This is a genomic window from Streptacidiphilus albus JL83, assembly GCF_000744705.1.
GTDB classification, from domain to species: Bacteria; Actinomycetota; Actinomycetes; order Streptomycetales; family Streptomycetaceae; genus Streptacidiphilus; species Streptacidiphilus albus.
Map to the genome: position 1 here is coordinate 7633965 of NZ_JQML01000001.1, position 14001 is coordinate 7647965.

Annotated in this window: 5 protein-coding genes; all 5 read right to left on the reverse strand. The window is 72.2% G+C overall.

Annotated features, from left to right (window positions below):
• Window positions 1-25: 25 nt before the first annotated feature.
• The 5 genes from BS75_RS33195 to BS75_RS33215 all read right to left on the reverse strand — a co-directional run bounded on the left by BS75_RS33195 (window position 26) and on the right by BS75_RS33215 (window position 13980).
• Window positions 26-1327: an MFS transporter gene (locus tag BS75_RS33195; protein ID WP_081982860.1), complete on the reverse strand. Its 1302-nt coding sequence runs from the start codon at window positions 1325-1327 to the stop codon at window positions 26-28.
• Window positions 1324-10260 (reverse strand): non-ribosomal peptide synthetase, encoded by an 8937-nt coding sequence (locus BS75_RS33200; RefSeq protein WP_052070014.1) that lies wholly within the window; start codon window positions 10258-10260, stop codon window positions 1324-1326. Before BS75_RS33200 ends, BS75_RS33195 begins: the two co-directional genes overlap by 4 nt.
• Before the next feature lie 92 nt (window positions 10261-10352).
• A complete protein-coding gene (locus tag BS75_RS33205) occupies window positions 10353-11714 on the reverse strand; it encodes a hypothetical protein (RefSeq protein WP_034090869.1) in 1362 nt (453 codons plus the stop codon).
• Window positions 11711-12712 (reverse strand): ATP-grasp domain-containing protein, encoded by a 1002-nt coding sequence (locus BS75_RS33210; RefSeq protein ID WP_231607963.1) that lies wholly within the window; start codon window positions 12710-12712, stop codon window positions 11711-11713. The genes BS75_RS33205 and BS75_RS33210 overlap by 4 nt, the downstream gene beginning before the upstream one ends.
• Before the next feature lie 47 nt (window positions 12713-12759).
• Window positions 12760-13980, reverse strand: coding sequence for an ATP-grasp domain-containing protein (locus tag BS75_RS33215; protein ID WP_081982863.1), 1221 nt, complete (start codon window positions 13978-13980; stop codon window positions 12760-12762).
• Window positions 13981-14001: the final 21 nt, after the last annotated feature.

Here is a 14001-nt window from a genome sequence, read left to right on the forward strand (position 1 = left end):
CGGTCGGGTGCGGAACGGCGGTGCATCAGGCTTCACCGAGAACGTGGTAGATCGGACGGGTCCGCTCGGCCCAGCGCACGACCAGGGGCATCGCCAGTCCGGCGAGGAGGAACACCGCCCCCATCACCAGCCAGCCGGGCGCACCCCAGGTGATGCAGAGCAGACCCAGGACGGACGGCGCGCCGGCGCTCGCGAACCCCGGGCCGAGCCCGAACAGCCCCGAGTACTGCCCCTGCGCATGGGCGGGCGCGAGCGAGAAGTTCAGCTCGAACGAGGCCGCGGAGACCCAGAGTTCGCCGAAGGTGTGCACCACCACCCCGGTCACGATCAGCACCGCGGCCAGCCAGCCGGGCATCCCCGCGGTCACGGCGATCAGGACCATGCCGACCAGGAACACCACCCCGGCGCGGCGCATCGCGCGTCCGGCGGCGGACGTGGTGTCGATCCCACGGCTCGCCCTGACCTGGAGCAGCACCACCAGGCCGGTGTTCAGCACGGCGCTCGCGCCGACCAGCCACCTGGGCGCGTGGCTGTGGTCGACGATCCACAACGGCAGGGCGAAGACCAGGACGTAGCCCTGGATCGACATGATGCCGTCGAGCACGGTCACCAGCACGAACGGGGCGTCCTTCAGTGCGATCCACCGGTCGCTGTCGGGCGGCGCCTGCACCGGCGGCAGGGTCGGCAGCCGGAGGACCACGGCCGCGCTCACCGCGAACGACAGGGCGTTGCCCAGCACCAGGGCCAGATAGGCGGCGCGGGTGTCCATCTGCACCGCGACTCCGGCCGCGATGGCGCTGGTGCCGCCGGCCAGGTTGCCGATCGCGCGCAGATAGGACCGGTACCGGACCGGGTCGGGACCGGCGAAGCCGCGGATCAGCGGCCCGCGGGCCGCCTCGCTGGACGAGGCGGCGACCTGGGTCAGCGCGATGACCAGCACGAAGATCCAGAAGGAGTGGACCAGCACCAGCGCCGCCATCGCCAGGGCCTCGACGGACAGGGTGACCAGGTAGGTCCGGCGCGGCCCGCGCCGGTCGGCGACATGCCCGATCGGGATCCCGGCCAGCAGCCCGGCCAGGGCGGCGACGCCCATCCCGACCCCGACCTGGGTCACCGAGAGGCCGACCGAGCGGGTGAAGAAGATCGCGGCGCTGATCATGAACAGACCGTTGCCGATCTGCCGGACGAAGCTCGCCAGCGCGAGGGTGCGCCGGGGGCCGCGCTCGGGGACCAGCCCGCGGGCGACCCAGAAGCTCTGCCGCGGCGGCTCGCCGCCGGTCCCGCCGTCGTCGGACCGCGTCCCGGCGTCCGTGAGGTGCGCTGTCATCGGTTTCCGGTTTCGTCGAGGAGCCGTTCGGTGAGCACGTGTCCGATCGCGGCCGCCGCCCGCGGGGTGGTCATCTCCACGTGCTCGCAGTCCAGGCGGTGGACCTCGACGGCGCCCGTCACCTGCCGCCGCCACTCGTCCGGCAGGGACTCCGAGGACGGGGTGCGCTCGGCGACGAACAGCAGCACGTCGCCGTCGAGGCCGGGCGCCCGGTACCGGGCGCCGAGCCGCTGGCTGTTGAGCAGGACGTCCACCAGGGCGTCGGAGGTCCCGGCGTCCATGTCGGACAGCTCGGGGTAGGTCTTGTGGAGGGTCTCCAGGAACTGCGCCCGGGACAGGCCCTGGTCCGGTTCACCGTCCGGCAGGATGCCGAGCCCTTCGAGCACCTCGGCCATCAACCCGCCCTCGTCCGCGCCGTCCTCGGTCGCGGGGACCGGAGCACCGGTCCAGTCGGGGTGGGCGTCCAGTACGGCGAGCAGTTCCACCCGCTCGCCCCGGGCCTGCAGGAGGGCGGTGATCGCCTGCGCGACCATGCCGCCGAACGACCAGCCGAGCAGCCGGTAGGGGCCGGTCGGCTGCACCGACCTGATCTGGTCGAGGTAGTCCGCGGCCATCTCCTCGACCCGGTCCGGCAGTCGGTCCGTGCCGTTCAGCCCACGGGCCTGCAGCCCGTACACCGGCACCTCCGCCGGGAGGTGCGGGAGCAGGTTGGCGTAGCCCCAACTCACCGCGAGGCCGGGGTGGATGCAGAACAGCGGCGGGCGTCCACCGGTCGGCCGCAGCGGCAGCAGCGGTCGCAGGCCGCCGGCGGCGGCCTCGCCGTCCGCGCCGGACAGCCGCTCGGCCAGTGCGGCGACGGTCGAGGCGTCGAACACGGCCCTGACCGGAAGGTCGCCCCCCAGCTCCGTGCGGATCCGGCTGACCAGCCGGGTCACCAGGAGCGAATGCCCGCCCAGGGCGAAGAAGTTGTCGTCGATGCTGACCCGGTCGAGTCCCAGCACCTCCGCGAACATCGCGCAGAGCTGTCGCTCCTGCTCGGTGCGCGGACCCCGGCCGGCCGACAGCGCGGCGAAGTCGGGGGCCGGCAGCGCCCGCCGGTCGAGCTTGCCGCTCGGGTTCAGCGGCAGCGCGTCCAGCAGGACGAACGCCGACGGGATCATGTACTCGGGCAGCTCGGCGGCGGCCAGCTCCCGCAGCTCGGAGGTCCGGAGTTCGGCGGTCCCGCTGGGCACCGCGTAGCCGACGATCCGCTGGTCGCCCGGCTGGTCCTCGCGGACGACGACGGCCACCTGGGCCAGCCCCTCGTGCCGGGCCAGCACCGCCTCGATCTCGCCCAGCTCGATCCGGAAGCCGCGGACCTTGACCTGGCTGTCGGTGCGCCCGAGGTAGTCGATCTCGCCCGCGGCCGTCCAGCGCACGACGTCGCCGGTCCGGTACATCCGGCTGCCGGCCGGACCGAAGGGATCCGCCGTGAAGCGCTCCGCGGTGAGACCGGGGCGGTTCAGGTACCCCCGCGCCAGGCCGGGTCCCGCGAGGTACAGCTCGCCGGCCACCCCGGGCGGCACCGGTTGCAGCGCCGCGTCCAGGACGTACGCCCGGGTGTTCCGGATCGGCCGGCCGATCGGCGGTGCGCCCTGGGCCTCCTCGTCCGTGTACCAGGCGGTCGCGTAGACGGTGACCTCGGTGGGTCCGTAGATGTTGGCGATCCGGCTGCCCGGCACCGCCGCCCGGATGGTGTTCAGCGCGTGCGCGGACAGGCCCTCGCCCGCCAGCACCACCATGTCCGCGGTGACGACGCCCCGGCCCTGGCCGATCATCTGGGACATCGCCGAGGGCACCGCGCTGACGAGGCTTCCGCTCCACCCGTCCGGGTTCTCCAGCAGCGCCAGCACATCGCGGACGACCTCGATGCAGCCACCGCTGAGCAGCGGGCCGAACATCTCGAAGACGGAGACGTCGAAGTTGAGCGAGGTGGCCGCCAGTACCTGCGAGAGCCGCTGCGGGCCGATGTCGCGGCCCGCCCAGGCGGCCAGGTCGGCGACGTTCCGATGCGGCACCACCACGCCCTTGGGGCGGCCGGTGGAGCCCGAGGTGTAGATCACGTACGCCGCGTTCGCCGGGAGCAGCGGGGCGAGCCGGTCCCGGTCCGTCGGCGCGGTGTCCGGCAGGCCGCGCAGCCGTTCCTGCACCTCGGGGGCGTCCAGCAGGATCCGGTTGCCCGGCGTCGCCCCGGCCGGAAGCACCGAGGCGACCACACTGCTCGTCAGGGTCAGCGCGGGCCTGGCGTCCTCCAGCATGAAGGCGATCCGGTCGGCCGGGTAGCCCGGGTCCACCGGCAGGTACGCGGCCCCCGACTTCAGCACGGCGAGCAGCGCGACCATCATCTCCGCCGAACGCGGCAGCGACAGGGCGACGAAGGACTCGGGCCCCGCGCCGCTGGCGATCAGCAGCCGGGCGAGCCGGTTGGCCCGCGCGTCCAGCTCCGCGTAGCTGAGGACGGTGCCCGCGAAGCGGACGGCCGGCGCCTGCGGTGTCCGCCGGACCTGCGCCTCGAACAGCTCCGGCAGGGTGGTCTCCCGCACCTCGGCGTCGGTCGCGTTCCACTCGACCAGCAGCCGCCGGCGCTCCTGGGCCGAGAGCACCTCCCAGCTGCCGACGGGGGCGTCCGGGTCGGCGGTCACGGCCGCCAGCAGCCGTTGCAACCGGGCCACCAGCACCTCGACCGAGTCGCGGTCGAACAGGTCCACCGCGAACTCCACGCTGCAGTCGAAGGCCTGACCGTGGTCGGTGAACGAGAAGGACAGGTCGAACTTCGCGGTGTCCGCGCCGCTCTCCAAGGGCACCACGGTCGCGCCCGGCAGCTCGACCTCGCCCGCCGCAGCCGCGTCGTCGACCGAGAGCATCACCTGGAAGAGCGGGTGCCTGGACATCGACCGCACCGGGTTGAGGACCTCCACCAGCCGCTCGAACGGCACGTCCTGGTGCGCGAACGCCGCCAGGTCCGTCTCGCGCACCCGGCCGATCAGCTCGCGGAACGAGGGGTCGCCGGAGACGTCGGTCCGGAGCACCAGGGTGTTCACGAAGAACCCGATGAGATCGTCCAGCCCCGCGTCCGGACGTCCGGCCACCGGTGTGCCCAGCACGATGTCGGTCCCGGCCCCCAGCCGGGACAGCAGCGCCACCAGCGCCGCCTGGACCACCATGAACACCGTCGCCCCCGACTCCCCGGCCAGGCCGACCAGGGCATCGCGCAGCTCCCGGCCGAGCTGGAACTCCAGCAGGTCGCCGCGGTTGCTCGCCTCGGCCGGACGGGGCCGGTCGGTCGGCAGCTCGATCAGTTCGGGCAGGTCGGCGAGGGCGGTCCGCCAGTGGTCCAGCTGCGCCGAGATCAGGCTGCCCCGGTCCTCCTCACTGCCCAGCAGCTCCCGCTGCCAGAGGGTGTAGTCCGCGTACTGCACCGGCAGCGGGGCCCACTCCGGCGCCCGGCCGTCCAGCCGGGCCCGGTAGGCGGTACTGAGGTCGGCGCCCAGCGGCCGCCTGGACACGCCGTCTCCGGCGATGTGGTGGAAGAGCACCAGCAGCACGTGCTCGTCCGCGCCCAGGGAGACCAGGGTGCCCCGGACCGGCAGCTCCGCCGAGAGGTCGAACGGGTGGCCGCCGAGGGCCTTCAGCACCTCGGGCAGCTGCTGCTCGGTGCAGTCGGCCCGGTGCAGGGCGACCGGAGCCGGCTCCAGGACGACCTGGACCACCCGGCCCCCGTGGTCACGGAAGACCGTGCGGAGGCTCTCGTGACGCTCGACCACATCGCCCAGCGCACGCTCCAGAGTGTCCGCGTCGATCCGGCCGGAGACGCGGTAGGCCACCGGCAGGTTGTAGGTGGCCCCGGGCCCCTCCAACTGGCCCAGGAACCACAGCCGCTGCTGGGCGTAGGACACCGGCACCTCGGCCGGGCGCTCCATCGCCGCCAGCGCCGGCCGTGCCGTGCCCGCGGCGTCCAGCCGCCGCGCCAGCTCGCCCGGGGTCGGCGCCTCGAACACGGCGCGCACCGGCAGTTCCAGGCCCAGGGTCGAGCGCACCCGGTTCACCAGCCGGGTGACCAGCAGCGAGTGACCGCCCAGGGCGAAGAAGCCGTCGTCGATGCCCACGGCCGCCGCGCCCAGGATCTCCGCGAACAGTCCGCACAGCACCTGCTCGGTGGGCGTGCGCGGCCCCCTGACCGACACTCCCGTGTAGCTGGGCGCGGGCAGCGCCCTCCGGTCGAGCTTGCCGTTGGGCGTCAGCGGGAAGGACGGCAGGGCGACGAACGCGGCCGGGACCAGGGCCTCGGGCACGGCGGCCGCGACATGGCGGCGCAGCTCGTCGGCGGGCGGGAGCTGCTCCCCGGCCTGGGCCACCACGTAGGCGACGAGGCGCTTGTCGCCCGGCCGGTCCTCGCGCAGCACCGTCGCCGCCCGGGCCACCCCGGGATGGCCCGCGATCACCGAGTTGAGCTCCCCGAGCTCGACCCGGATGCCCCGGATCTTCACCTGGTCGTCGGCGCGTCCGTGGAACTCCAGGGTTCCGTCGGACCGCCACCGGACCAGGTCGCCGCTGCGGTACATCCGGTCGCCGGGGGCGCCGAACGGGTCGGCGACGAACCGCTGCGCGGTCAACCCGGGCCGGTTGAGGTACCCGTGGCCCAGGCAGTCGCCGGCCAGGTACAGCTCGCCGACCACCCCGACCGGGACCGGGTGCATCCGGTCGTCCAGGACATAGGTCCTGGTGTTCCAGATCGGTGTGCCCAGCGGCGCGGTGACCGGCCACGCGTCCACCGCGGTCGGCAGCGTCGCGCCGGTGACCACATGGGTCTCGGAGGGGCCGTAGTGGTTGTGCAGCAGCAGCTCCGGCCGGGCCGAGTGGAAGTCGACCGCGGCGGGCGTCAGTTGGAGCGACTCGCCGGCCTGGAGCACGTTCCGCAGGGCGTCCAGCTTCAGCCCCTGCTCCAGGACGGCCTCGTAGACGGCCGCGATCACCAGGTCGGGGGCGTGGAACTCGGTGATCCGCTCGCGGTCCAGCCACTCGGCGAGCTTGGCCGGGTCGAGCCGGGTCTCCTCGTCGGGCACGCACAGGGTCCCGCCGGTCAGCAGCGCGGAGAGGATCTCGTGCTCGGACACGTCGAAGCTGACCGCGCTGAACTGGGACACCCGGGAGCCCGGCTGGACCGGGACCACGGAGGTGCTCCAGGCGAGCAGGTTGACCAGGACCCGCGCCGGGAGCACGACCCCCTTGGGGCGCCCGGTGGAGCCCGAGGTGTAGACGACGTAGCTCGGGGTCTCCCGGGTCAGCGGAGCCGGCCGGTCGGCGTCGCGCGGGTCGTGCTCCGGGGACGCCGCCAGCTCCGCGCCCACCGAGGGGGCGTCCAGCGCCAGGACCTCCCCGGTCAGGGCCCCGGCGGCGGCCTCGGTGGTCAGCACCAGCGCGGGCCGGGCGTCGTCCAGGATGAAGCGGACGCGGTCCTGCGGATATCCGGGGTCGATGGGCAGATAGGCGGCCCCCGCCTTGAGGACGGCGAGGAACGCCGTGATCAGACCGGTGCCGCGGGGCAGCACCACGCCGACGTGGTCGCCCGGTCCGACACCGCGGGACAGCAGCAGGTGCGCCAGCCGGTTCGCCCGCTCGTTCAGCTCCGCGTACGAGAGCTCGCCCTCCTGGGCCGAGACCGCCGTGGCGCCGGGGGTGCGGCCGACCTGCCGCTGGACCAGCTCCGGCAGCGAGGCGTCGGGGAGCTCCACCCGGGTGGCGTTCCAGCCGGTCAGCACCCGGCTCCGCTCGCCGTCGAGGAACAGCTCCACCTCGGACAGCCGCCGGTCGGGCTCGGCCACCGCATCGGCCAGCAGGATCCGGAGGCGCTGCGCCAGCAGCTCGGCGGTGGTCGCCAGGAAGAGGTCGGTGGTGAACTCCAGCCGGCCGGTGATCCCGGCCGCCGAGCCGTCCGGGCCGTACTGCTCGGTGAAGCTGAACAGCAGGTCGAACTTGGCGGTGTCGGTGCCCAGCTCCTCGGACTCGGCCTCCAGCCCCGGGAGCGAGAAGCGGTAGCCGCCGGGATTCTCCAGCACCAGCATGATCTGGAAGAGCGGGTGGAGCGCCGGCGAGCGGCTCGGGTTCACCGCCTCCACGACCTGCTCGAAGGGCACGTCCTGGTGCTCGTACGCGGCCAGGTCGGTCTGCCGGACCCGGCCCAGCAACTGGCGGAAGGTGGGGTCGCCCGAGGTGTCGGTGCGCAGCACCAGGGTGTTGACGAAGAAGCCGATCAGCTGCTCCAGGGCGGAGTCGTTGCGCCCGGCGATCGTGCTGCCGATCGGGATGTCCGTGCCGGCGCCCGTCCTGGTCAGCAGGGCGGCCACGGCGGCCTGCAGCACCATGAACACCGTCGTGCCCGTCGCCCGGCTGAGCCGGCCGATCAGGTCGTGCAGCTCGGGACCGATCACCAGCGGCACGGCGCCGCCCCGGTGGCTGGTCACCGGGGGGCGGGCGTGGTCGAAGGGGAGTTCCAGCTCCTCGGGGGAGCCGTCCAGGGCGGTCCGCCAGAAGTCCAACTGGCGCGAGGCCAGGCTCTCCCGGTCCTGCTCGGAGCCCAGCAGGGCGCGCTGCCACAGGGTGTAGTCCGCGTACTGGACCGGCAGCGGCGCCCGGTCCGGCGCCCGCCCGGCCAGGCGTGCCGCATAGGCCTCGTTCAGGTCGCGGGTCAGCGGCTCCATCGACCAGCCGTCGCTGCCGATGTGGTTCATCGTCAGCAGCAGCACGTGCTCGTCGGGCCCGGCCGCGAACAGCCTGGCCCGCACCGGCACGTCGGTGGTCGGGTCGAAGGGCGCCAGCGCGGCCGCCCGCAGCGCGGCGGGAAGGTCCTCGACCCGTTCCAGCGGCAGCGCCGGACGGACCTGCTCCACCGGCAGCACGAGCTGGTGGGGCGTGCCCTCGTACTCGGGGAAGACGGTGCGGAGGCTCTCGTGCCGGGCCAGGAGATCGCCCAGGGCGGCCTCCAGGGCGGTCCGGTCCAGCTCTCCCCGCAGCCTGACCGCGATCGGCAGGTTGTAGGCCGCGGAGCCGCCCTGCAGCCGGCTGAAGAACCAGAGGCGGTACTGGGCCGCCGACAGCGGGACCCGCCCGCCCCGGTCCGCCGGCCGCAGTGCCGGTCGCGCGGTCGGGGCGTCCTCCACCAGCTCGGCCAGCGCCGCCACCGTGGGGTTCCCGAAGACCGCCGCCACGCCCAGGTCGACGCCGAACGCCGAGCGGATCCGGCTGACCAGCCTGGTCGCGTGCAGCGAGTGGCCGCCGAGCTGGAAGAAGTCGTCGTCGATGCCGAGCCCGGCGACCCCGAGAACGTCACCGAGGAGGCTGCAGAGCTCCTCCTCGCGCCGGTTGCGCGGCGACCGGCCGCCGGCCGGGGCGGCCTCCTGGCGCGGGGCGGGCAGGGCACGGTAGTCGACCTTGTGGTTGGCGGTCAGCGGCAGCCGGTCGATGGCGACGATGGCGGAGGGGACCATGTAGGCGGGCAGCTGCTGCGCCAGGTGGTCGCGGACCGCATCGACGTCGGCGGGGGAGTCCTCCTGCGCGACGATGTACGCGACCAGCTGCTTGTCGCCCGGCCGGTCCTCGCGAACGGCCACCGCGACCTGACGGAGGCCGGGGAAGGCGGCGAGCGCGGACTCGACCTCGCCGGGCTCCACCCGGAAGCCGCGGATCTTGACCTGGTTGTCCACCCGGCCGACGAAGTCGATCAGCCCGTCGGCACTCCAGCGGGCCAGGTCCCCGGTGCGGTACATCCTGGTGCCGGCCGGACCGAAGGGGTCCGCGACGAAGCGCTCGGCCGAGAGCCCGGGACGGTTGAGGTAGCCACGGGCCAGTCCGGCTCCGGCCAGGTAGAGCTCACCCGTCACCCCGGTGCCGGCCGGGGTCAGGGCGTCGTCCAGGACGTATGCCCGCATCCCGTCCAGCGGACGGCCGATCGGCACCTGGTCGGGCACCGACGCGGCCACCGTCCACGGCGACTGCGAGGCGAAGAGGGTGGTCTCGGTGGGGCCGTAGGCGCCGCGGACGATGGTGTCCGGGCATGCTTCCAGCACCCGGCGCACGGCGGCGGCGGAGATGACGTCACCGCCGGTGATGACCTCGCGGACTCCGGCGAAGCACTCCGGGTGCTCCTCGGCGATCAACCGGAACAGTCCGGCCGTGATGTCCGCGCCGGTGATCCGCTCCTCGCCGAAGAGCCGGGCGAGGCGGTCCACCGTGAGTTCGGACTCCGCGGCGATCACCACCGTGCCGCCGTGCAGCAGCGGGTACCAGATCGCGTAGGTCGAGGGGTCGAAGGCGTAGGAGGCCAGGAGCAGCACCCGGTCGTGGGCGCCGGGAGCCGCGAACATGCCGTCGTCGACCAGGTCGACGACGTCCTGCTGGGTGATCGCCACGCCCTTGGGCGTGCCGGTGGAGCCCGAGGTGAACATCACGTAGGCGAGCTGGTCGGGGTGGGCGGGGAGGTCCGGGTCGGTGGCCGGGGCGTCCGCGACCGCCTCCGGATCGTCCACCAGGACGGTCACCGGGACCTCCGGCAGCCAGCGGTCCCGCATCGTGGTGTCGGCCAGCAGCACGGAGGCCCGGCACTCCTCGGCGATCCACTGCATCCGGTCCTGGGGGTAGGCGGTGTGCAGCGGCAGGTAGTACGAGCCCGACTTGAGGATGGCCAGCAGTCCGACGACCAGGTCGACCGAGCGGTCCGTCAGTACCAGCACCGGACGCTCGGGACCCGCCCCCTCGGCGATCAGCCGATGGGCCAGCCGATTCGCCCGGTCGTCCAGCTCCCGGTAGGTGAGGCTGCGGCCCGCGCACCGCACCGCCACGGCGTCGGGCGTGCGCTGTGCCTGCTCCCGGAAGGACCCCTGAACCGAACTCACGATCATCTTTCAGTCTCTCCAAGAGATTTGCTGGTGGTTCGACGTGCACCTGGTCCGGGCGTCCGCCCACGGACGCCCGGACGGGCTCAGGAGCTTCCTCAGACGGCTGCCGCGTGACCGGCCAGCAGTCCGCCGGCCTCCGCCCCCTGCTTGACGTTGATCACGAGGTTGCCGCTCGCCGTGTCGGCCTGGCGGACGAAGGTGCCGGCGTACTCGCCGCCGAACACCAGTGGGCCGAGACAGACGTAGTAGTCGCGGTACTCGGCGCCGTTGAAGGCCCGGCTGGTCCACAGCTGGTCCAGCCGCTGCTGGCAGATGAAGCCCGACTCGGCCGCCGCGGCGCCGATGGCCGCGGTCCACTCCTCGTCCGACACCTGGTCCCCGAAGACGATGCCCCGGCCGCCGTAGTCGGAGCCCGGCTTGAGCACCATCCGGCTCCGGTGGGCGATGGCCTCGGCAGCCGTGGCCTCGGTCACCCGGAACGTCCTGGGGATGTACCGCCGGACGAACTCCCGCTCGGCCTCGGTGAAGCTCTCCGCGAAGGAGTCCGAGGTCAGCAGCTCCAGATTGGCCTTGTTGTCGAACAGCGCGCTGGTCGGCGGTGCGATGAAGTCCACCAGCCCCGCTGCGTCCGCCTCCATCAGTCCGACGGTGACCTCGGCGGGGACGAACTTCCGGGTCTCCAGCCAGGTGTACATGGTGAACACGACGTCGACGCGCCGGCCCTCGTAGTACACGCCGTCGGCCCGGACGTCGAGATCCTGCACCAGGCCGTTGGCGTAGCCGAACCCGAAGGAGCCGACCAGCCGTTCGAAGGCCTGGCGGCCCGAGTTGATGTCGGCGCTGTCCGCGATGGCCTCGAACACCACGGGCCGGCCGGCGGACTCCCGCGGCCGCACCAGGGACTGGAAGGCCTGGCCCCAGATGCTCCGCATCTCGGGGGCCGAGACGTCGTAGCCCGCCTCCTGGAGGTACTGGAAGTAGCCGGAGCCACGGAACTGCTGCACATACGGGTCGACGGTGTTCATCCCGCCCAGCGGCGCCGAGACATTGACCTCGACCACCTTGGGACCGCTGGTGGTGAGCACGAAGTCGGGGCGGGCGAACTGGCTGGCCATGTGGAGGTTGCGCTTGTTCAGCGACCGGGTCAGCAGGTCCGACTCCTCGCGGGCGAGCCCCTGGAACTCCATCCAGGCCGCGATGTCGCCGCCGAACACCCGCTCCGGGATGGCCTGCAGCAGGCCGACCACGGTCCGGGCGGCGTAGGAGAGCTCGTCGACGAACCCGGTGGAGAAGAGCGGCGGCGGGAAGATGTGCGGCCAGCCCTTGCGGTAGATGCCCGCCGCGAAGGCGTCCGCGTCCTTCCGCGCCGTCTCTAGGCCCACCGTCTCCTGGTACTTGCCCCAGCTGTCCGTCAGTTCGGGGGCGAGCAGGGTGGCCTGCTCCTCGGCGCGCGTCATGCCGACAGCGCCTTCAGGCGGCCGTCGCGCACCAGGGCTGCCAGCAGGTGGTCCAGGACCTCCGGGGTCTTGTCGACCCCGGTCGCCAGCATCGTCCACTTGGTCGCACCCGGGTTCTCCAGGTTCAGCTCGAGGACGTAGGGGAAGGCCAGGTCGATGCCGGCGAAGTAGATGCCCTGGCGCATCAGGGACTCGCCGAGCTCGCGGCAGAACGCGTCCTCCTCCGGCGTGAGCTCCATGTCGGCGAAGCCGTTGCCCAGGGTGGCGTTGGCCCGGTGGTCGTCGCCGTTGTGGAACCGGCGGAAGCCGCAGACCGGCACGCCACCGGCGATCAGGACGCGCTGCTCGTTCTCCACGACGTTGGGGACGTACTCCTGCATCGTGATGTAGTTGCGGGACAGGCCGATGTTCTGCCGGCCGTAGTTCTCGTACCGCGACACCTCGTTGCCGGTGGCCGACTGCAGCAGGGCGCGGAAGTTCTTCTCCCGGGCGTTGACGTAGTAGATGTCGGCGCCGCAGCCCTCGTTGCCCGGCTTGATGATCCACGCGGTCTCGGGATCGTCGGTCACCACCTTGTTCAGCTCCTTGAAGCTGTTCGAGACGTAGGTGGTGGGCAGGTGGTCGCGCGGCACGCCGCCGGGCAGGCAGGTCTTGCTGTTCAGGAACAGCACCCCGGCCGCGTCGTTGACGAAGGTGACCCGCTGGTTGAGCACCCAGAGCAGCTGGTAGGTCTCCAGGAAGAGGTTCGGGTGCGGGCTGGTGAGCAGCCAGACCAGATCGAAGTCCTCGCAGCTGGCCTGTTCCAGCCGCTCCTCCGGGAACGGCATGCCGTCGAAGTACTCCCGGTCGGCCTGGAACATGTCGCACACCACGGTGCCCTCTTTGATGCCCAGCGTCTCGATGTCGGCCAGGTGCACCTCGTGACCGGCCCGGAACAGCCCGTTCGGCATGATGGACTGGTTGTCGAGACGCCACTGCTGCATGTGCGATATCAGCACGAGAACTTTGTAGCCCACGGTTCAACTCCCCTTCGAGTCGTACGGGTTCAGCTGCGCAGGTCTTGCGCTAGCACATCGAGGTCGGTGCTGATCGCGGCCGGGTCGGGCCCCGCCAGCAGCACGTATCCGATTCGGTCGTAGTTGGTCTGCGCCGTGCGGTCGGACGACAGCGCGCCGGGCTGCACCCGGCCGCGCCGGAAGGTGGGCAGCCGGGTGAAGGACTCGTGGACGTCCTCGTGCGTCTTGCCGTCCGCGACCTCGTCCGGCAGGACGAACCTGCTGGAGGCCGCGGCGAACTCCGGCGCCGAGCGCTGCTGCGGCTCCGTCTTGTGCAGGTGGAAGTCGAGGTAGTGCGCGACCAGGTCGATCCCCGTGCACCAGGCGACCAGCTGGGTGATGTGACCGCCGGGCAGCCGGGGATTGATCTCGATCAGGTGCGGGCCGCTGTCGTTGATCCGCAGCTCCACATGGGCCGCTCCGCAGCGCAGCCCGGTGGCCTCGACCCAGCCGACCACCTGCTCGCCGACCTCCTTCGCCTGCTGCTCGGGGAGCGGCGCGGGAAAGATGTGGCCGCGCTCGACGAAGTTCGGCGGGTCTCCCAGGAACTTCCTGGTGAGGCCGGCCACGCGCCACCCGTGCCCGGCCTGCCAGTACAGCTCGCAGCTGTACTCGTCGCCGTCGATGAACTCCTCGAACAGCACGGCCCGGACCGGCTTGTACTCCCGGACGTTCACCACATGGCTGCGGTAGCGCTCGGTGCACGAGACGACGTCGGCGGGCGTCCGGCACAGCTGCACCGAGACGCTGCCGCTCTCGTCCACGGGCTTGACGATGACCGGGTAGGGGAGTGAGTCGAGGTCGACCTCGTCGAGCTCCTCCTCGGGGACCGTCAGGGTCCAGATCCCGCCGGGCAGGTCCCTGGTCAACTCCCGGGCGACGTCCTTGTACCGGGCAGCTACCAGCCCGGACACATCGGCGTGCGGCAGGCCGAGTGCCATGGCACAGAGCGCGGCCGTCACCAGGTGGTAGTCGTCGAAGGAGATGACCGCTTCCACGTCCTCGTTGCGGAGGGCGCGCAGGATCTCGGCCACGTTGTAGGTGTCACAGGTGACCACCGTGTCGCAGAGGTCCAGCGGGTTGTCCGGGAGCGTCTCGTAGAACCCGCGCTGCATGGTGACGAAGACGGTGCGGTAGCCGCGCCGGGTCGCCAGCCTGATCGCGTCGGACGTGGTCCCTGTTGAGTTTGCCTCAAGAAAAACGATTGCCATGTGCTGTCCGAAAACCCTTTG